A 21382-nucleotide genomic window follows, 5' to 3' on the forward strand; every position below is an offset into this window, starting at 1 on the left:
ATTAAGACATTACGAATTTCTAAATACCTTAATTTCTTAATCTTTAAATTAAATAGAAAATGTTATACTATCTATACGAATATCTAACCAGCCAAGGAATTCACGTTCCCGGATTAGGAATGTTGAAATACATCTCTTTCCGAGCAGGAATGGCTGTTTTACTTTCTTTGATCATTGCTCTTGTCTATGGAAAAAGAATCATCAACTATTTGAGATCAAAACAAATGGGCGAATTGGTTCGTGATCTTGGATTAGACGGCCAGAAACAAAAAGAAGGAACTCCTACAATGGGAGGTCTTATTATTATTTTGGCTACCATTATTCCGGTATTACTATTCACAAGAATTACCAATATTTACATTGTTCTTCTCTTGGTTTCAATGCTTTGGATGGGTGCGATTGGCTTTTTGGATGACTATTTAAAGAAAATCAAGAAAAACAAAGACGGTTTAAGCGGAAAGTTCAAGATTGTAGGACAGGTTGGATTAGGATTAATTATCGGAGTTACTATGTATTTTCATCCTGATATTACAGTGAAAAGAAAATACGCAGATGCGAAAGTCGTGAACAGAAACAATGTTGAGCAAAACTTCATGCCTACAGAAAAAATCACTGTTTCTACTGTTCCTTTTGCTAAAAATAACGAATTCGACTACAGCGGAATGTTATTCTGGATGAATGATAAAGATGCTCACGAATGGGCATGGATCGTATTCATTCCTATCGTAATTTTCATTGTAACAGCCGTTTCAAACGGAGCGAATATCACCGATGGAATTGATGGTCTTGCAGCAGGAACAAGCGCTGTGATACTCCTTGTTTTAGCCTTGTTTGCCTACTTATCAGGAAACATCATTTTTGCAGATTACCTCAACATTATGTTCCTTCCGAATATGGGTGAAACCACCATTTTTGCCGTGGCAATGGTAGGTGCGGTAATTGGATTTTTCTGGTACAACACCTATCCCGCACAGGTTTTCATGGGTGATACCGGAAGTTTGATGTTAGGAGGTGTTATTGCTGTTTTAGCTATTATTTTAAGAAAAGAATTGTTGATTCCTGTATTATGCGGGATCTTCTTAATCGAAAACTTGTCAGTAATGCTTCAGGTTGTCGTTTTCAAATACAGAAAGAAAAAATTCGGGTTGGAATATGCCCAAAACAATAGATTATTCAGAATGTCACCATTGCACCACCATTATCAGAAAGGCGGTTTCCACGAAAGTAAAATCGTAAACAGGATGATCATCATTGGGGTAATTTTGGCAATTGTGTGTCTAATCACGTTAAAAATGAGATAAATTTTGTGAATAGTAAAAAGTACTTAATATAAAAAACACCAAATACACTGTACGTTTTACATTTTACATTTTACAAAAGAATACATATGAAAATAGTTGTTTTAGGAGGAGGAGAAAGCGGTTGCGGAGCTGCTTATTTGGCTAAAAAACAAGGTTTGGAAGTTTTTCTTTCAGACAAAGGTGCCATTAAGGATAACTATAAGCAGTTTCTTAAAGATCATGACATTGAGTTTGAAGAAAACAATCATGATGAAGAAAGGATTTTAAATGCAAACTGGATTGTAAAAAGTCCGGGAATTCCGAAAAAAGCAGAGATCATTCATAAAATTCATGAGAAAGGAATCAGACTTTCTTCTGAAATTGAATTTGCTTCGGAGTTCACAGATGCAAAAATCATCGCGATCACAGGAAGTAACGGAAAAACAACGACTACCTCTTTAATCTATTACATTTTAAAAAATGACGGATTGAATGTAGGTTTAGGTGGAAACATCGGATACAGCTTTGCAAAACAGGTTGCGGATGAAAACCATGAATATTATGTATTGGAAGTAAGCTCTTTCCAATTAGATGATATTCAGAATTTCAGACCTTATATTTCTTTGTTATTGAACTTGTCTCAGGACCATTTGGACCAGTACAATTACAATTATGAAGAATATGCTTTAGCAAAGTTCAGAATCACCGAAAATCAAGAAAATGATAACTTCTTCATCTACAACAAAGATGATGAAATGAGTAAAAATCTTCTTGAAAAGTTAGAAATAAAGGCAAAAATGATTCCTTTCTCCACAAAAGAAAAATTGTCTGAAGGAGGCTTTGTTAACGGAGAAAATATTGAAGTAGATTTTCAGGATAAGTTCTCCATGAAGATTGAAGAATTGTCCTTGCTAGGAAATCATAATGTTGCCAACAGCTTAGCCGCTTCAATTGCCGGTAAAATACTGAAGATCAACAATGAAAGTATCAGAAATTCATTAATGACTTTCCAGGCGGTTGAACACAGACTCGAGTTTGTCACTGAAATTGAAGGAGTTAAATACATCAATGACAGTAAAGCAACGAACGTTAATGCAACGTATTATGCATTAGAAAGTATGAAAAACCCAACCGTTTGGATTGTTGGAGGGCTGGATAAAGGAAACGACTATACCGAAATTGAGGATTTAGTTAAAAGAAAAGTAAAAACGATTGTCTGCTTAGGAATTGACAACCAAAAGATTATCAATTTCTTTAAAGGCAAAAAAGAATTAATCTATGACACATCAAGCATGGAAGAAGCCGTGAAAATTTCAAAATCTCTGGCTAAAAAAGGAGATACGGTCTTACTTTCTCCATGTTGTGCAAGTTTTGATTTATTCAAAAGCTATGAGGACAGAGGTCGTCAGTTTAAAGAACAGGTGTTAAAAAATTAATAGTTAACAATGAATAATTAAAAGTGAAATTGCTTTTTTCATTATTAATTTCTCATTATTCATTAAATAACATGAACGAACAAGACACAGAAAACAGATTTGAATTTCTAAAGGGCGATAAAGTACTTTGGATGGTCATTCTTGTGATCTCCATTTTCTCTATTTTCCCTGTATATTCTGCAAGCTCGAATCTGGAATATATCGTGAATAACGGGACCACAACAGGTCACGTCATCAAGCATATGTTCTTTGTGATCTTAGGTTTGGGAATCATGAGAGTAGTCGGAATGGTAAAATATGAGTATATAGGAAAACTTAGCAGTATTTTGCTCGGTTTAATGATTATCTTATTGGTTCTTACGATGTTTACCGGACAAACCATTGACGGAGCAAGTGCTTCAAGATGGTTGAAAATTCCAGGAACCCCAATTTCCTTTCAGCCTTCTTCATTTGCCTTTTTAATGCTGATTATTTATCTGTGCAGGTATTTAACCAAGAAAATCACCCGAGAAAGACTTCCGATTGAGAATATCATGTATATTTTCGGACCTATTTTATTGGTTTTTGTATTGGTAGCAAAAGATAACGGTTCTACCGCATTAATGATTTTAATGGTTTCCGTAGTTGTTTTGATTATTGGACAATTACATTGGAAATACATTGCAGGATTTATTTCATCATCACTTGTTGCGATCGTTCTCTTTTTATTGGTGGCTTTAAATACAAACCTCATCGGAGGGAACCGTGTTCATACATGGATGAGCCGTATTGAGACCTTTACCTCAAGCAAAGCTAAAGCTGCTGATGTGGATGACGAAAGCATAAAAGCCAAAAACTATCAGGTAATGATGGCAAAAGCAGCGATCGTTCACGGAGGAGTTACAGGAATGGGGCCCGGAAAAAGTGCCCTAAAGCAAATGCTTCCACAATCTGCATCCGATTTCATCTTTGCGGTAATTGTTGAAGAATATGGAGTAATTGGTGCCGCTTTTTTGATTAGTTTATATTTAATTATGATGATTCGTATCGTAATGATAGCCAGTAAGATGCCCGCTTTTTTCGGATCTCTGCTTGTTCTCAGTCTCGGTGTGATGATTTTCATACAACTTTCTGTAAATATTGCAGTTGCGGTTAATTTAATCCCCGTAACTGGACAACCACTTCCTTTAATAAGTTATGGAGGTACTTCAATGTTGGTAACGTATTTGCAATTGGGAATTATTTTAAATATCAGCTCAAGAATTCAGATTTATGATGAAGAAGGAATGGGCAAAAAACAGAGTATTGCTGAAATTAATGATATAGCATAAAGATGAGCAAAAAACTAAAAGTATTATTATCCGGCGGAGGAACAGGAGGTCACATCTTCCCTGCCATTGCTATTGCAGACGAAATCAAGAAAAGATTTCCTGATGCTGAGTTTTTGTTTATCGGTGCCAACGGAAAAATGGAAATGGAAAAAGTTCCGCAGGCAGGCTATAGAATTGAAGGAATTGATATCGCCGGAATTGACAGAGGAAATATGTTGTCGAATTTAGGGTTGCCTTTTAAAATCTTAAAAAGCTTATCTAAATCAAAAAAGATCATTAAAAAATTCGCTCCGGATTTTGCAGTGGGAACAGGAGGTTTCGCAAGTGGTCCTGCTCTATATGAAGCAAGCAAGCTTGGGATTCCGATTTTTATTCAGGAGCAGAATGCGCATGCAGGTGTAACGAATAAAATTTTAAGTAAAAAAGCAAAAGCCGTATTTACAGCCTATCCGAAAGTGGAAGGTTTCCCGGCTGAAAAAATAAAGTTCTTGGGTAATCCGATTCGTGAAAATATTGTTTCAGGAATGCAGGAAACAGCTCAGGCAAAGGGAAAAATGGGTTTAGACAAAGATAAACTGACCATTTTATCGGTTGGAGGATCTTTGGGCTCAAGAACATTAAACAACGGTTGGAAAGACAACTTGGAAAACCTGAAAGAAAAAGGGTACCAATTGATCTGGCAAACCGGAAAACTGGATTATAAAGAACTAAGCAACGAATCTGGAATCTCGGACCTCGGATCTCAAATTCAGTTGAAAGAATTCATCAAAGATATGGAAACAGCCTATTCTGCAGCGGATGTAATTGTTTCCAGAGCAGGCGCAATTGCCATTTCAGAATTGGCAGTAGCTCAGAAGCCCGTTTTGTTGGTGCCCTTCCCTTTTGCAGCGGAAGACCATCAAACGAAAAACGCGATGAATCTGGTTGAAAAAAATGCAGCCAGAATGGTAAAAGACTCTGAAATGCAGGAAAAATTCTGGAATACCCTTTCAGAAATCTGCGAAAATGAAAAGATAAGAAAAGAAATGTCTGACAATCTTAAATATTTTGCCAAGCCAAACGCCGCAAAAGAGATTGTGGATGAGATATTGAATAAAATAGTAATAACTAATACCCATTGAATATGAAAACAAGATTTTTAATACTCCTGCTGGTCGTTTTTTTTACTAATCTATTGACCGCACAGACTCTGGTAAAGCCTGCTGATTTTAAATTTTCTGACATCGCTTCTTATCTTAAGGGAAAAGGATATACCATTGTGGAAGAAACTCCTGAGTATATTGAGCTTAAAACAAAAAACAATGCTGATGTTTTTTTGGATATTGATGCTAAAAACCAAGCTATATACTACTCTACCAATATTCTTACAACGACTACTGCTAGTAGAGATAAAATTCAAAGCTATGTAGAGAAAGCTAATAATGACATACCTATGCTTAAAGCAATATATGTAGAAGAAAAAAAGAAAGTCATGTTTGAATATTGTTTTTGGATAAAATACGGATTTACGAAGGAAACGTTTGAGCATTCTCTTTCAGAATTTGCCCTGTATGTAGGGGATGCCTTAGGATTAGATAAAGAACAGCAGATATTACAATAATAGAAATGAAAATTTTAGAAACATATCAAACCTTTTATTTTGTTGGAATCGGAGGTATCGGAATGAGTGCTTTGGCTCGTTACTTCAATGCATCCGGTAAAAAAGTTTTAGGCTATGACAAAACCAACACCAAACTCACTCAAGCTTTAATGAATGAGGGAATTGATATTGTTTTTGAAGATACCATTGATGAAAAAATCATTTCGCTTCAGAATGAAAATACATTGGTAATCTATACTCCTGCAATTAAAAAACTAGGGATTTTAGATTATTTTATTGTTAATGAATTTGAGGTATTAAAACGCGCAAAAGTTTTAGGCTTAATCACAGAAAATACAGATTGTATCGCTGTTGCAGGAACACATGGTAAAACAACAACTTCTACCCTGGTTTCCCATTTGTGCAAAGAAGCAGATTTACCTTTCTCATGTTTCTTAGGAGGAATTTCCGAGAATTTTAAATCCAACTTTCTTTACAACGGTTCACAATATTCTGTGGTTGAAGCAGATGAGTATGACAGAAGCTTCCTAAACCTTTCTCCGGATTGGGCAGTGATCACTTCCACAGATGCAGATCATTTGGATATTTATGGTGATAAAAGCCATATTGAAGAGGGGTTCAGACAATTTGCTGCTTTAGTTCCGAAAAACAAACAGCTTTTTGTAAGAAAAGGAATTGAGATCGGAAGACCTTCTTTGACCTATGCAGTAAATGAAGTTGCTGATTATTATTCAGATAACCTGAGAATGGAAGGAGACAAAAATTATTTTGACTTCCATACTCCAACAGAAACTATTAAAGATTTTATCTGGGAAATTCCGGGTATTCACAATGTCGAAAATGCAACTGTTGCGTTGGCAATTTTAAACAATTTAGGCGTGGATTTTGAAACCCTGAAAAAAGCAATTGCCAATTTTAAAGGAATTAAGAGAAGATATACCAAACACAGATACGAAAACGGTAAAATTTATATCGACGATTATGCTCACCATCCTACAGAAATTAATGCAGTGATGAGCTCGATCCGAACTTTTTACCCTGAGAAGAAACTGTTGGTGGTTTTCCAACCTCATCTTTTCAGCAGAACAAGAGATTTTGTAGACGGATTTGCAGAAAGTTTGAGCCAGTCTGATGAGTTGATTTTGCTTGATATTTATCCGGCTAGAGAGCTTCAAGAAAATTTTGAAGGTATTACTTCAAGCTGGTTGTTGGAAAAAGTAACATTAGAAAAAAAGGAAGTATCTACTTTAGGTGATGCTTTCAGTAAAATAAAAGAAAAAGATTTTGATATCCTTCTTACAGTAGGTGCAGGAAATATTGATACCCTGTATGACCCTATTTGTGAGTGGTTGGGCAAAAATTAAAACTCGGAACCCGAAACTCAGTTATGAAAAATAAATACAGAATATTAAAAATTGCCATCACAGTAATCATTCTAGGATTCCTGTTGAGCTTCTCATTGAAGAAATTCAGCGGGCAGAAGATTACGGACAATAAAATTTCTGTAAAAATGAATGAAAAAACTCCGGTGTATTTTATTGATGAGAAAGATATCCGTGAGATTGTAAAAAAAGAAAACCCTTCGGGAAAAGTTGGCGATCTGAATATTCCGGCTTTGGAAAAGAAAATCAATAATCTTCCGGCTGTTGATAGTGCCAATGTGTATTTAAACTTAAACGGGAAATTAAACTTGGATATTAAGCAGAGAGTTCCGGTTTTCAGATTGAATAAAGACGGAAGAGATTTTTATGTAGATGAAAAAGGTGTTGAATTTCCTATTTCAAAAACCTATTCACATCCGTGTATGTTGGTAACGGGAGATGTACAAAAAGATGAGTATCCAAAACTGGCTGAACTGATTGAAAAAATTGACAAAGATGATTTCAGTAAAAAATACTTTATCGGAATTTCAAAAAACTATAAAGGAGATTATAATCTTTTGACCAGCGAAGGAAATTATAAAGTAGAAATCGGTGATCTAGACAATATAGAATTTAAAGTAAAAGGATTTAAAACCTTTGTAGAAAAATATTTGGTATATCAGGATCCTCAAAAATACAACAGAATTTCTGTAAAATATCAGAATCAGATTGTAACCACTTTAAATCCTAATTTTAAAGAAAACGACAGTATTCTGAATGTAGGAAATAAAGAGCTGACCAAAGCATCGATTGCTCCTGCAGCCAAGAAGATAACGGAAATACCACCTAAAACGGTAGAAGTAAAGAAATCAAATACAACTTCGAAACCGAAGGAAAGCACAAAGCCCAAAGCAGCAACCACGCCAAAGGAAATAAAGAAAAAAGAGAAAAAAGCAACGGAAACAAAACCGAAAGCAAAAGTTAAAATAGAATAAAAAATCAAATCGATATAAACAAATGGAAAATCAAGAGTATTCAGTAGGTCTGGACATTGGGACAACAAAGATTGTCGCCATTGTCGGAAGGAGGAATGCACACGGGAAAATAGAAGTTCTCGGTGTCGGGAAGGCTAAGAGTCTTGGTGTTCACAAAGGTATTGTGAATAATATTTCGCAAACCATTAATTCAATCAAAGCCGCTGTGTCTGAAGCACAGTCCAGCGCTGGAGTTCCTATCCGTAAAGTAACGGTAGGAATTGCAGGAAAACATATCCGTTCTCTGCAACACTCCGATTATATTATGCGTGAACATCCGGATAAATTCATTACAGATGACGATATTGAAGCATTGAAAGACCAGGTCAAGAAACTGGTAATGCTTCCTGGTGAAGAAATTATCCATGTCCTTCCTCAAGAATATAAAGTGGATTCCGAAGGCGAAATTCAGGAACCTGTCGGAATGCACGGAAAACGTTTAGAGGCCAATTTCCACGTTGTAGTCGGGCAAATGGGAAGCATTAGAAACATTGCAAGATGCGTTCGTGAAGCCGGATTAGAAATGGAAGCCCTTACTTTGGAACCTTTGGCGTCTTCAGAAGCTGTTCTTACAAAAGAAGAAAAAGAAGCAGGTGTAGCTATCGTAGATATCGGTGGCGGAACGACGGATATTGCTATTTTTAAAGATAATATCATTCGTCATACCTGTGTAATTCCTTACGGGGGTGGAATTATTACAGAAGATATTAAAGAAGGCTGTTCAATTATTGAAAAGCATGCCGAGCAATTAAAGGTTAAGTTCGGTTCTGCAGTTCCTGAGTTGGAAAAAGACAGTACGTATGTGACCATTCCAGGACTTCATGGAAGACCTGATAAAGAAATTTCATTAAAAACTTTAGCACAGATTATCAATGCCAGAGTGGAAGAAATTTTGGAAATGGTGAATACAGAATTAAAAGCCTACGGTGCTTTCGAACAAAAGAAAAAACTGATTGCAGGAATTGTCCTTACCGGTGGTGGATCAAATTTGAAACATCTTCGTCAGCTGGCCAACTATACAACAGGTTTCGACAGCAGAATCGGTTTTGCTAATGAATATATTGCGAACGATAAAAATCAATATCTTAAAGGACCTGAATTTGCAACTTCTATTGGATTATTAATGGAAAGTTTAAAAATTAGAGATAAAAAGATTATTATTGCTGAAGAAGAACCTGTTTTGGAACAAACTCAACCTAAGGCAGAAGTTGTAACAGATCAAGCAGAAACAGCTCAGCAATCCGTCCAGCCCATTGAAACAGTTCAGCAGCAGGAAGTTACAACCGAACAAAGCGAAAGCAGAAGAGCAGCAAAACTCACTTTTGGTCAGTCGCTTATGGAAAAAGTGAAAAAATTCTTCGAAGAAGTAGAATAAAAATATAAATGGTAGGTGATAAAAGGTAAAGGATTTATCAAAAATTATCACTCATCAATTATCAACTATTAAAAGAACAGTTATGGAAAATATAGGTACACAAGGATTTTCATTTGATTTGCCAAAAGGAAATTCATCGATCATCAAAGTAATTGGTGTAGGTGGTGGCGGAAACAACGCACTGAAACACATGTACGAGAAAGGAATTCACGGAGTAGATTTCGTGATATGTAATACAGATGCTCAGACATTAGACAATAACCCGGTTGCCAACAAAGTACAGTTGGGAACAACAATTACTGAAGGTCTCGGAGCAGGTGCAGATCCGGAAGTAGGTGAAAAATCGGCTATCGAAAGCATCGAAGACATCAAAGCGGCAATGGGACAAAATACCAAAATGGTATTTATCACTGCCGGAATGGGCGGTGGAACAGGAACCGGAGCAGCTCCCGTTATTGCTAAAGTAGCAAAAGACATGGGAATTCTTACCGTAGGAATCGTGACAGTTCCTTTCAGCTTTGAAGGTAAAAGAAGATTAGAACAAGCCGAAACCGGCCTTGATAAATTAAGAAATAATGTTGACTCTTTAATTGTCATCAACAACGATAAGCTAAGACAACAATTCGGAAACCTTGGATTTAAACAGGGATTCTCAAAAGCCGATGAAGTTTTAACAAACGCTGCAAAAGGGATGGCGGAAGTTATTACAGGTTACTTTGATGTCAACATTGACTTTAGAGATGCTAAATCTGTGCTTCAAAATTCCGGTACGGCATTGATGTCTACAGGAACAGCTTCAGGCGAAAATAAAGCAGAAGAAGCGGTAAGAAAAGCTCTTGATTCTCCATTGTTAAATGATAACAAAATTACGGGTGCTAAAAATGTACTATTATTGATCAGAAGTGGTGCAGAAGAAGTAACGATGGACGAGATCGGTATCATTATGGACCATATCCAGAAAGAGGCAGGACATACTGCAGATATCATTTTTGGAGTTGGTGCAGATGAAGAATTAGGAGATGCTGTAAGTGTTCTTGTCATTGCAACTGGTTTTTCAAATGATAATAAAAAGTTTTCAGGACCTACTGAGAAAATCAAAATCAGTTTAAATGATACTTTTGACAGTCCTAAAGCTTCTCCATTCAAAACAAGAGAAGAAAGAGAAGTAACGACAGAAGAGACGCATGATTTTGGAGGAAAAAACCTTTTCAGGCTGGATGATGACAACGATACTCCACAGTTCGGATCTATGGCTGCTGAAAAAAAAATGATTGTTGACAATGAGGAAGTAAAAACTGAAATAAAATTCTTTGATAAAGAGGAAGATACATTAGATAACCCTGCTCAGAACTGGAGAAGTGAGGGAGAACAGGAGGAATCTTTTAGTTTATTTTCTCTGGATGAAGAGGTAGAAGATCCGAACGATCTTGAAATTGAATCTTTTAAGTTTGACTTTGATCATAAAAAAGAAGAGCCTCAAACGAATACTTTTAGTAACTCTTATTCAGAAGAGAAACCGGTAGAGTTTAACTTCTTTGTCAATGAAACTATTAATGAGCCTAAAGCTGATTTCGGGCAACCAAAAACAGACTTTACAACTCCCACAAACACTATAGTTCAAGAGCCTGCTCAAAAAATTGAAACTTTTTTCCAGGTAAAAGAAGAGCCTAAAACAGAAAACAGACCTACTTTTGAAAATAAAGCAGAGGTTGAAATTTCAAAACCGGAAGAAGAAGAGTTCACGTTTGTGAATAAAACGATTGATCAGGACAGAGTAATTGAAAGAAGAAACAAATTAAAAGAATTTAATTCCCGTTATCAAAGCTTTGATAGCTCAAGTGAATTTGAATCCGTTCCTGCATTTAAAAGAAAGAATATTTCTATTGATGGTACAAATGCTTCAGATCAGAACATCAACACCTATCTTTCTGATAATAACGGAAATATTCAAATTAGAGAAAACAGATTTTTAAATAAAGACGTAGACTAAAATAATGAGTTTAGAAAATATAATAAGCGAAGCTATAAAAACAGCAATGAGAGCCAAAGATAAAATTGCTTTGGATTCTCTTCGAGCTGTGAAGTCTCAGATATTATTGCTAAAAACGGAAGCTGTAGGAGCGGAAGTTTCAGCAGAACAGGAAATTGCCATTCTTCAGAGAATGGTAAAACAACGTAAGGATTCTTACGATCAATTTACTGCACAGGGAAGAAATGACCTAGCAGAGGTAGAAGATGCTCAAATGAAAATAATTGAGCAGTTTTTACCTAAACAACTTTCTGCAGAAGAACTTGAAGCAGAAATGAAAAACATTATCGCTGAAACCGGCGCTGAATCTATGAAAGATTTAGGAAAGGTAATGGGAGTAGCCTCAAAGACATTAGCCGGAAAATCTGACGGAAAAAGTATTTCTGAAATGGCTAAAAAGCTGCTTTCTTAGTTGTTGGTTAGTAGTTGTTTGTTGTTGGATTAATACTGCCAACCATCAACTAAAACCCATCAACCAATTTTAAAAACGGATATTCAACCTTTGCATATCGATTTGATTAAAGAAGCCCGGAATGATTGTTCCGGGCTTCATTTTTGTAATAATTGATTTCAATTTTGAGTAAGATATTACCTATCAAAATAAAAAACCTGCAACAAATTGTTACAGGCTTTATCTTAAATCCTCTATAAAATCCGATGTTAATTCTAAAAACATATTGACGGATTAATACAAAGGCGAGGGAATTACACTATCAATCAGGTTTTTACACTGATCATGATTCTTATATTCTAATTATAAGTTTTTTTTCATGGAAGCTTGTTTTTAGAATCTTTTCAAAATTAATAAATATTTTCCAATATTAACACATATAAATCAAACATTAATGAAATTTATTACTGTTTTGATATCCTAAGCCAATCAACTATTTTGTTTAATAAATTGAATGATAGTTATTATAAATTAATGAAACATTTAGAAATGTTGTAAATTTGCATAGAATTATAAAAAATAAAAAATGTATCCAACAGATTTAGTAATGCCTATGAAGGCTGAACTTACAGATAAAGGCTTCCAAGATTTGACAACTCCGGTTCAGGTAGAGGAAGCTTTAAAACAATCAGGAACCACTCTATTGGTGATCAACTCTGTTTGCGGATGTGCTGCAGGAGCTGCAAGACCGGGAGTAGTATATTCTTTAACAGGAGATAAAAAACCTGACCATTTAACAACTGTTTTCGCAGGATTCGATACAGAAGCTGTAGTAGAAGCTAGAAAACATTTAGCACCATTCCCTCCTAGCTCACCTTGTGTAGCTCTTTTCAAAGACGGAGAATTGGTTCATATGCTAGAAAGACACCACATTGAAGGAAACCCTGCAGGAGCAATCGCAGCAAACCTTCAGGCAGCTTATGACGAATATTGCTAAAAAGCAATACATCTAAATATCAAACCGTTACAAAATTTGTAGCGGTTTTTTTATTTATCTTCCTAAAAAATTTTTAGGAAATCCAAATATCATTATATTTGTTGGAATGGCAACTAAAGCACTATTCAATACTGTGGTCAACTGGTTTATCCGCCAAAGGATGGATCAGATTCAGAATTTTATGAATCATCCTATTGAGACTCAAAAGGGTATTCTTTTTTCTCAGTTATTTCATGCTGAAGATACAGAGTATGGCAAAAAGTATGGTTTTAATTCCATCTCAAGTTATCAGGATTTTAAAAATAAAGTTCCGATTGTTACTTATGAAGACTTTGAACCCTATATTGAAAAAGCAAGACAGGGGCAAAAAGATGTAAGCTGGCCCGGATATATTAAATATTTTGCCAAATCATCTGGAACAACTAATGCTAAGAGTAAGTTTATCCCTATTTCTGATGAAAGTTTAGAGTACTGCCACATGAAGGCCGGAAAAGATATGGTTTCTATTTATGCCAATAATCATCCGGAAAATCAACTTTTTAATTATAAAAATTTACGTTTAGGAGGAAGCTCAGAATTGCATGCAGATTTTAACACAAAATTCGGCGATTTATCAGCTATTTTGATCGATAATTTACCTTTTTGGGTAGAAATTACTACTACTCCAAGTAAAAAGGTTTCTCTGATGGGAGAATGGGAAAGCAAGCTCAACGCGATTACCTCTGAAGTTAAAAATGAAGATGTAGGAAGTATTTTAGGAGTACCTAGCTGGATGATGGTTCTTTTACAAAGAGTTGTAAAGGAAACTGAGGTCGAAAGTATCTCAGCATTGTGGCCTAATCTGGAAGTATTTTTCCATGGCGGAATCAGCTTTAAGCCTTATAAAGAACAATTCAAACAGATTATAGGCAAAGACATTAATTATTACGAGATTTATAATGCTTCTGAAGGCTTCTTCGGGATCCAGGATAAACCGAATAGCGATGAAATGCTGCTCATGCTTGATTATGGTATTTTCTATGAATTTATTCCCATGGACGAATTCCACTTTTCAAACCCGAAAGTAGTAAGCCTTGAAGATGTAGAAGTGGGGAAAAACTACGCTATGGTCATTACAACCAACGGAGGTTTATGGAGATATTTGATTGGGGATACTGTTATTTTTACTTCAATTAATCCTTTCAGAATAAAAATTACCGGAAGAACAAAACATTATATCAATGCTTTTGGAGAAGAGCTTATGATCACCAATGTAGAATCGGCACTTAGCCGGGCATGTGAACTTACCCATGCAACGATCACAGAATTTACAGGAGCACCTGTCTTTATGAAAAATAATGAAGGCGGAGCTCATGAATGGCTATTTGAATTTTGTAAGCAACCAGACAATTTGGATCAGTTTATTGATATTTTTGATCAGCATTTAAAATCAATAAATTCTGATTACGAAGCTAAAAGGTACAATAATATCACCTTAAAAAGGCCAATCGTACATATTGCAAAAACAAATTTATTCTACAATTGGCTGGAATCAAAAGGTAAACTAGGCGGGCAAAATAAGGTTCCAAGGTTAAGTAATGATCGAGAATATATCGACCCTTTATTGGATATGAATAAATAAAAACGCCACCGCAAATTAATATGCGGTGGTGTTTAGATTATTTGGTTTTCTACAAACCATTTTTATTTCTTTTATTACTGTGCTTCCAAAAAGATGATTTTATTCATTTGTTTATTGCTCTTTTTGTTTCCAAAAAAAGAATGACAATGTTGCGAAAGTGATACTGGCAATTCCAGAGCAAATCATTTTTAAATTAAGGTTTTCTGTACTAAAGTTCAGTTTAAAAATATAAAAAGATAATAAAGCTGCCAAACTCAATGATACTACAGAAATCAGTTTTATTCTATTTGTTTTCATACATTTAAAATTTAGAAAACCCCTGCTGAAAGACAGCAGAGGTTTAATTGTTTAATCATGATTGACTGTCATCAATGTTTCTTCGTAAACATTATATTCTCCTTTCTTGTAAACATCTTTACTTGAAAGTAAAATTTCATATTGGTATATGGCTTTGGGAAGATTATAAGTACACTCTTTTCCGTCTTTCTGTATCACCAATTCTTTTGTCACGGTTTCTCCTTCTGGTTTACCTGTAAGCTTAATCGTGATCTTTTCTTCCATTTTATTTTTAAAACAAAAGCTGTCTACCGTCTTTGCTGTTGGATCCGGTTTTTTTTCACCACTCCCTCTTATTGCCTGATAGCCCTGAATAAGGATATTTCCAATTACAAGACCTTTATCTAGTGCTGATAGAGCTTGGGCTGATGTCATTACCGTCCCTGCAAAGAAGAAACCTACGGCTATTTTCTTAGCATTCATAACTATTATTTTTTATAGTTAAGAATATTGAAGATAAAATATCCTGAAAAAGAAACTAATGCTCCAAGGCTTACAATTGATTCAGCGCTCCATATGTCCCGGTGATGTTCCGCAAAAATAACAGCGGAGGTCTGGGCTCCTAATAAAATAAATAATAATTTCATGATTTTTTTATTTTTATGGTTAATATTTTTAATATTTAATGAAAAAACTCAGCTATATATAAAGTCTTAATTAAGATAGAATGCATTATTAATAGTTTTTATTTACAGTTTTTAATCCCTCCGATAGTTCCTCCTATAAGTCCTCCAACAACAGCTCCTGCAGTAGTTCCTATTGCTGGAATTGCAGATCCTACCGCCGCTCCTGTCGCTGCTCCTACAAGTGTTCCACCTAGAATTCCGCTTATGCATCCCCATCCGAATTTGCTAGCCTGATAATTTACACCTGAATTTTGTAGAATTTGTAGTTGATATTCCCATCCGATATAAAATTCAAGCATTTTTCCATCTTTTTCGTTTTTGATAGCTGTTCTGATGTTAGCTCTTAAATCATCAATGGAAGTTGATTTGTCAACCATTGATTTTGGAAGTTGATAATATGCTGTTTGTGAAGATTGTTCAATAATATCGATCAAATTTTGAGAAACAGTAGTTCCTCCTGAAGAATATTTGGAAAGACTCTCTTTGAAATTGAGCAAATTCTCTGCAATCTCTTGATTTCTGAATGCTGCATCAGGATTTCCTAGGATGTCTTTCGGAATCGGATCTTTAATTAAAATTTTTATAGGATCAGGAATACATCCGTCGGGATTATATTGTGCAAAAGTAAGACTGCTGATTAATAACATTAATAGACTTGCGATTTTTAATAGTTTTTTCATGGTAATTTTTTTTATTTGATAATGATTGGTTTGTTATTGTTTAATAAACTGGAGATAAGTAAGATGTCACCCATCTCCAGAGAAATATTTTATTTTTGTTTCGTTAATAGTTTTTTAAATAAAAGTATAGCTGCGGCGATACTTGCTCCGAAAAAAATGCCCCACGAGAGAGATTTTCTCACATACTCCTGTATTACATCTACATTAGATGTAGAAAGAATATTGTAAACGGATGAATCGAAGAATCGTATTAGAGCAATAAGTAATACTGCTAAAAACGCTATAATTGAAACATTTCCTTTTTTCATAATGATTTAGTTTCTTTTGCTTTAATAGCATTACTAATAAAATTTAGCTCATTCTCTTTTTCTTAAAATAAAATGCTAGGAATATAATAGGTCCTAATAGTGGAAATATAAATAGAATTACATACCAAAATAGCCTCATAGGATCTTTACTATCTATCTTTATAATAGTCCATACGTACAAAATCAATGATAGAATAATAAAAGAAAATGCAAAAATTTCCATATCAAATTATTTAAAATTAGTGTAAAGTACAATGAGCAACTGCAACAATCATCATCTGTGAATGGCATGAAGGAACAAGATCGCACATAAAATCACAAGTCAAATCTGCCTCACAAGTACTTTTAATATAATTATAAGTTTTTGTCAAACATGGTCCTCCTCGTTGTGTTAATGAACCACTTATACCCAAACGAACACTAGAATCAACATCATTTATTTTGAACGAATACAGATTTCCTTTAGCTTTAGTAACAATAAAATCTGCATAGAAATTACCATTTTCATCATAATGTTCAAAATACCCAGAAGTATTGCTACTATCTAAATTATTTTTTTCATATACCACCATAAAATCCTGAGTCCCATTAACTTTATAAAATGTTGCAAAATTTACTTTTGAATCTGAATTAACTTGAACTTTAAAATATTCTACATTGCCATTTTCTAACACTTGCTTATCGTAAGTTTTTAAGTCAAAATTTGTATCATTCAAAGCAAAGGTCTTTTTAAGCTGAGTATATTGGTTTGAACTTAAAAATTGATTTAGTGTTGAATCAGACGTTTGTGCAAATGCAAAGCTGGTAAGTAATAACATTAACAGACTTCCAAATCTTAATAGTTTTTTCATAATGATTTAGTTTGTTTTCTTTTTTTAATAGTTTAATAAATTGGAGATAAGCAAGATGCAACCCATCTCCAGAGAAAAATTTTTATTTTTTTTGATATACCCCTTTTACAACCAACCCAAGTAAAAGATTAAATAAAATGAGACCTCCTAAAGAAGCATAGAGTCTCCAGTTATTTGGATGATCTAAATTTTTCAAAAATGTAAAAAGGCTCCATACTGTTAATGCAACAAGTATTAAGATTGTGATAGTCTTATTCATATAATTTTTTTTGATTGATTGATAGTAGGCAAGCCAATTAAAATTTAATGTTATGGCTTGCCATATTTTTCAGATATAAATGAATTTGCAATTTTGCAATGAAATTAACATGCTTGAGATGCACCGGTTAAACCTCCTGCAATACCTCCAATAATAGCTCCTGGGATAGCTCCAACTCCTGCTACTGGTGCTCCAGCTGCCGCTCCTCCTAATGCTCCTCCTGCTGCTCCACCTACAATTCCTGCAGCACATTTACCCCAACAAGACCACCATCCTGAACATTTTGACAAAGGGCTTACTGTTCCTTTAAAAGTATTGTTTACCATTTGTAACTGGTAGCTTGTAATTACCAAGATGTTTAATTCCTCAACATTCTTCGTAGCAGTAATTTGTTTCCCTATTTTTTCAAGAAAAATATCGAAGGTAGCGCTCGTTTCAGCAGCTTGGTTGATCCATATAACAGTTGCATTATTCGCTGACATTTTTTTGAAGTCGCTTAATTTTGTGTAATCATCTGCTGTAGGTGCTTTACCTGAGGTTAACGCATTATCAAATTCCTCCAAATATTGGATTACGGCCATTTGCTTAGCATTGTCTTGACCAAATTGATTAATCGTGGTGTCATAATTAATATCAATTTTATCTTTGATATGCTTTGGAAGCATTGGGAAAGTTGGTGTACAACCTCCTGTTTGAGCGAATGTGAAGCTACTGATGAATAACATTAATAAGCTTCCAAGTTTTAATAGTTTTTTCATGGTTAATTTATTTTTAAAGTTTTTATTTAGAATTTTATATAAAAAGGATTTTTGATCCTCCTTTCTCAGAAATGAGTTTGTAATTGGTTTTAAATATTCTATTCTTATTGATCCTTATCAATTGAGAACTTTAAGGAGGTAGTCTTTTTCTTTCCAAAATTTTTAATTTTTTAATGGTTATTAATTTTTCTAGGTTAGTCGTTTTTTTCATGGTTGTTATAGTTCTAATAATGTATTTTATTTTAAGCCTTACGGGGCTAGAAAATAAAACCATTTTGTTTTTTTATTGCTGATCTTACGGGATCAGACTTTTATTCTTTAGCTTTTGTTGATGGTTTTGTTTAAGCCTTACGGGACTTGGAAATAAAACCACTTTGTTTTTTATTGCTGATCTTACGGGATCAGGCTTGTGTTCTCATGGGTTAGTTTTTGTTGATGATTCTGTCTAAGCCTTACGGGGCTAGGAAATAAAACCATTTTGTTTTTTCTTGCTGATCTTACGGGATCAGGCTTGTATTCTCATGGGTTAGTTTTTGTTGATGATTCTGTCTAAGCCTTACGGGGTTAGGAAATAAAACCATTTTGTTTTTTTATTGCTGATCTTACGGGGTCAGGCTTGCATTCTTTAGTTTCTATTATCTACTCACTTTTTTCAATGAATCTAAAACAGCTTTATGCGTTCCTCCTGGTTTTATTGTATCAAAAGAAGTTTGATCACCATTTGTTGTATTATAAATACTATCTTTTATTTCTCTTGATGCTTGTAGTTCAATATTTTCAACCTTTCTATTCATATTAAAATTATCCGCATTATCCTCATCATCATTTCTACAAGATAAAATTGTTGTTAAAGCTCCTAGTACTAAAAAAGCCGTTTTTAAAATTTTCATAGTTTATTTTTGTTTTAGTTTTTGGTTTTAGTTTTTATCGAAAATGTCAATGATCTTTTAAAATGAAAAACACTTGTGATGTTTTGTTATTCCAAATATATGTTCACAACTAAGGGAGAAACAAAATTCCTTTTTTAGAGAGTATTTTAAGAAAGACAATTTAGTTTCTCTAAAAGGAAAAAAACTTTGTAATAAGGAAAATAAGCTTTGTAAAACGAAAAAACACAAAAAATAACAAACTGATTTACAGCTAATTAAAAAAAATTTGTTTATAAAAGAAATATTTCCTTATTTTGAAATAAAAACATTAGAAAAAATGAAAAAAAAGTATAATTATTTACTTTTACTAAATACTATTATTCTCATATTTTGCTGTTCTTTTACAGTTCAAAATGATATATCATCAAAAAAAATAGATTTTGAAAATTTTCGAAATAGAATAAGTGCTATTTCGAAAGATAGAAAACAAGCATTCTACTTAACAAAAAAATATATAGAGCTCGCAAAAAACAATAACCGTGTTGAGGAATTAATAGCCGGTTATGGATTTGCCACAACATTTGCTCCTGATAATGAAAAAGCAAAATATGGGGATAGTTTGATTATAGAATCTGTCAAGACAAAAGACAATCGGTATATCGGTATGGCTTATGCAAGTGCTGCCAATGCAAATTTTAAAAATTATGATTATAAAAAAGCATTAGAAATGGCAATTATAGCGAATGACTATCTTAAAAATGATACTTCCAGGGAATTCGCTTATGAAGGCTTATTTACAATTGCCAGACTTAAAAATAAAATCGGGGATAATATCGAAGCCCAAAAGATTGCAAAGGAAATATATGAATATTACAAATGGAAAAAAGATAAGAAAAATACCGCCGATATCAGATCCTCATATATTTATACCTTAAATAACTTGATAAGAATAAATTCTGCAATAAATAATTTTGATAAGAATACTATTCTGTTAAAAGAAGGTTATACGTTTATTAAAAACAATCAAGATGTTGCTTTTTATTTAACCGATCTCATCTCATCTGATGCGTTTAATGACTATTCGCAAAGAAAATACCTTTCTGCTATTCAAAAATTAGAAAAATCTTTACGTTTATATAATGACTCTGATAAGCATTTCTATGAAAAATTTTATCTGGGAATGTGCTATTGGAAATTAAATGAAGACGAGAAAGCACTGCCTTTTTTTCAAGAAATTATTGATGATTATAAAAAAACAGGTAGAATTTCTTTAGAATTTCGACCTGCATTTGAGTTTTTTATAGATTATTATAAGAAAAAAGGAAATAGAGAAAAGCAACTTAATGCAGTAGATGAGCTTTTGCGATATGAGAAAAAATTTAAAGAAGAGCAAAACAATATTGCTCAAAAATTAAAAACTGATTATGATGAAAAAAGGCTCGTAGAAGAAAAAGAAAACCTACTTTCCGACCAGAAAAAGGAACGATGGAGCTTTATCAGCATTGGAGTTTTAGGAATTATTGCAGCTACAGGGTTTTTCATCTATCAGAATAAAAAGAATAAAAAACCGCAAGAACCCATTCAAACGAATCCTATAAAGGAGCTAGAAAAGACAGAATATTCCGACACTAATAGTATTAATAATATCGAGAATGAAGAAATACCTGTTGTAAAAACCAGTTCCCTTTCTGCTCCTTCTGAAAAAACAGATCAGGATAATTCATCAGAAACAGCACCCGATGAAGAGGAAATTCCTATTGTTTACAGCCAACAAAATCAACAAAAAAATAGTCCTCCGGAGATTGATTATGAAGCTTATTTGCCCATCAATAAATTTACCGTTAAGCAACTCCTTAAAAGCTTAGACGACTTCGAAAAATCAAATAAATACCTCACTTCGGATCTAAGATTGAATATTCTTGCCGAAAAGTTTAATACGAATGACAAATATCTGAGCCGCGTTATAAAAGTTAAAACAGGAAAAACTTTTAACAATTATATCAACGACCTTCGCTTCAGCCATCTTGACAATGTTTTAAAGAGCAATACTGATTTCAAAGAAAGAAAAATAAAAGAAATTGCTAAATATCTGGGATTTGGAACCCCCGAATTCTTTGCTACTGCATTTAAAGAAAAATATGGGAAAACACCAAGAGAGTATTTTGAAAAATCTTGATCTTAAAAATTTGTTTTACCTATTACATAAAAACACAAAAAAGCCCAATTCTGGGCTTTTTTGTGTTTTATAATAAGTTTATATC

21 protein-coding genes are annotated in these 21382 nt (G+C 33.8%); 13 read left to right on the forward strand and 8 right to left on the reverse strand.

Annotated features, from left to right (window positions below; genetic code table 11):
* Positions 1-59 precede the first annotated feature (59 nt).
* From mraY to LV842_RS04675, 12 genes are all read left to right on the forward strand, one after another.
* Positions 60-1301 (forward strand): phospho-N-acetylmuramoyl-pentapeptide-transferase, encoded by a 1242-nt coding sequence (mraY, locus tag LV842_RS04620; protein WP_233110286.1) that lies wholly within the window; start codon positions 60-62, stop codon positions 1299-1301.
* An 86-nt stretch (positions 1302-1387) separates the two neighbouring features.
* The gene (murD, locus tag LV842_RS04625) at positions 1388-2716 is read left to right on the forward strand and encodes a UDP-N-acetylmuramoyl-L-alanine--D-glutamate ligase (RefSeq protein ID WP_233110287.1); all 1329 of its coding nucleotides are present in this window, start codon (positions 1388-1390) and stop codon (positions 2714-2716) included.
* Positions 2717-2787: 71 nt separating this feature from the next.
* A complete protein-coding gene (locus tag LV842_RS04630; RefSeq protein ID WP_233110288.1) occupies positions 2788-4026 on the forward strand; it encodes an FtsW/RodA/SpoVE family cell cycle protein in 1239 nt (412 codons plus the stop codon).
* A gap of 2 nt (positions 4027-4028) precedes the next feature.
* Complete coding sequence (gene murG / locus LV842_RS04635; RefSeq protein ID WP_233110289.1) at positions 4029-5147, forward strand: undecaprenyldiphospho-muramoylpentapeptide beta-N-acetylglucosaminyltransferase; 1119 nt, start codon at positions 4029-4031, stop codon at positions 5145-5147.
* Positions 5148-5200: 53 nt separating this feature from the next.
* Positions 5201-5626 carry a hypothetical protein gene (locus LV842_RS04640; RefSeq protein ID WP_233110290.1) on the forward strand — a complete coding sequence of 142 codons (426 nt, stop codon included), beginning with the start codon at positions 5201-5203 and terminating at the stop codon, positions 5624-5626.
* Between the two features lie 5 nt (positions 5627-5631).
* Positions 5632-6990 carry a UDP-N-acetylmuramate--L-alanine ligase gene (gene murC, locus LV842_RS04645; RefSeq protein ID WP_233110291.1) on the forward strand — a complete coding sequence of 453 codons (1359 nt, stop codon included), beginning with the start codon at positions 5632-5634 and terminating at the stop codon, positions 6988-6990.
* A gap of 23 nt (positions 6991-7013) precedes the next feature.
* Positions 7014-7982, forward strand: a complete 969-nt coding sequence (locus LV842_RS04650; protein WP_233110292.1) for a cell division protein FtsQ/DivIB — start codon at positions 7014-7016, stop codon at positions 7980-7982.
* Between the two features lie 22 nt (positions 7983-8004).
* The gene (ftsA, locus tag LV842_RS04655) at positions 8005-9396 is read left to right on the forward strand and encodes a cell division protein FtsA (protein WP_233110293.1); all 1392 of its coding nucleotides are present in this window, start codon (positions 8005-8007) and stop codon (positions 9394-9396) included.
* Between the two features lie 82 nt (positions 9397-9478).
* Positions 9479-11386, forward strand: a complete 1908-nt coding sequence (gene ftsZ / locus LV842_RS04660; RefSeq protein ID WP_233110294.1) for a cell division protein FtsZ — start codon at positions 9479-9481, stop codon at positions 11384-11386.
* Positions 11387-11390: 4 nt separating this feature from the next.
* On the forward strand, positions 11391-11837 hold the full coding sequence (locus tag LV842_RS04665; protein WP_233110295.1) for a GatB/YqeY domain-containing protein: 447 nt from the start codon (positions 11391-11393) through the stop codon (positions 11835-11837).
* A 565-nt stretch (positions 11838-12402) separates the two neighbouring features.
* A complete protein-coding gene (locus LV842_RS04670; protein WP_233110296.1) occupies positions 12403-12813 on the forward strand; it encodes a BrxA/BrxB family bacilliredoxin in 411 nt (136 codons plus the stop codon).
* Between the two features lie 106 nt (positions 12814-12919).
* Complete coding sequence (locus LV842_RS04675) at positions 12920-14434, forward strand: GH3 auxin-responsive promoter family protein (RefSeq protein WP_233110297.1); 1515 nt, start codon at positions 12920-12922, stop codon at positions 14432-14434.
* Between the two features lie 111 nt (positions 14435-14545).
* On the opposite strand, the gene LV842_RS04680 is transcribed toward LV842_RS04675, so the two are convergent.
* The 8 genes from LV842_RS04680 to LV842_RS04715 all read right to left on the reverse strand — a co-directional run bounded on the left by LV842_RS04680 (position 14546) and on the right by LV842_RS04715 (position 19142).
* Complete coding sequence (locus LV842_RS04680; protein ID WP_233110298.1) at positions 14546-14731, reverse strand: hypothetical protein; 186 nt, start codon at positions 14729-14731, stop codon at positions 14546-14548.
* Positions 14732-14782: 51 nt separating this feature from the next.
* Positions 14783-15193: a hypothetical protein gene (locus LV842_RS04685; RefSeq protein ID WP_233110299.1), complete on the reverse strand. Its 411-nt coding sequence runs from the start codon at positions 15191-15193 to the stop codon at positions 14783-14785.
* A 5-nt stretch (positions 15194-15198) separates the two neighbouring features.
* On the reverse strand, positions 15199-15357 hold the full coding sequence (locus LV842_RS04690; protein ID WP_233110300.1) for a hypothetical protein: 159 nt from the start codon (positions 15355-15357) through the stop codon (positions 15199-15201).
* Between the two features lie 98 nt (positions 15358-15455).
* Positions 15456-16076, reverse strand: a complete 621-nt coding sequence (locus tag LV842_RS04695; RefSeq protein ID WP_233110301.1) for a hypothetical protein — start codon at positions 16074-16076, stop codon at positions 15456-15458.
* Positions 16077-16623: 547 nt separating this feature from the next.
* The gene (locus LV842_RS04700) at positions 16624-17235 is read right to left on the reverse strand and encodes a hypothetical protein (protein WP_233110302.1); all 612 of its coding nucleotides are present in this window, start codon (positions 17233-17235) and stop codon (positions 16624-16626) included.
* A gap of 82 nt (positions 17236-17317) precedes the next feature.
* Positions 17318-17494 carry a hypothetical protein gene (locus LV842_RS04705; RefSeq protein WP_233110303.1) on the reverse strand — a complete coding sequence of 59 codons (177 nt, stop codon included), beginning with the start codon at positions 17492-17494 and terminating at the stop codon, positions 17318-17320.
* Between the two features lie 104 nt (positions 17495-17598).
* Positions 17599-18252, reverse strand: a complete 654-nt coding sequence (locus tag LV842_RS04710) for a hypothetical protein (RefSeq protein WP_233110304.1) — start codon at positions 18250-18252, stop codon at positions 17599-17601.
* A gap of 635 nt (positions 18253-18887) precedes the next feature.
* Entirely contained in the window at positions 18888-19142 is a 255-nt protein-coding gene (locus LV842_RS04715; RefSeq protein WP_233110305.1) for a hypothetical protein, read from the reverse strand.
* A 316-nt stretch (positions 19143-19458) separates the two neighbouring features.
* On the opposite strand from LV842_RS04715, the gene LV842_RS04720 reads away from it, so the two are divergent.
* The gene (locus LV842_RS04720) at positions 19459-21297 is read left to right on the forward strand and encodes a helix-turn-helix domain-containing protein (protein ID WP_233110306.1); all 1839 of its coding nucleotides are present in this window, start codon (positions 19459-19461) and stop codon (positions 21295-21297) included.
* Positions 21298-21382: the final 85 nt, after the last annotated feature.

This window comes from Chryseobacterium gwangjuense, from assembly GCF_021311115.1.
Lineage (GTDB): Bacteria > Bacteroidota > Bacteroidia > Flavobacteriales > Weeksellaceae > Chryseobacterium > Chryseobacterium gwangjuense.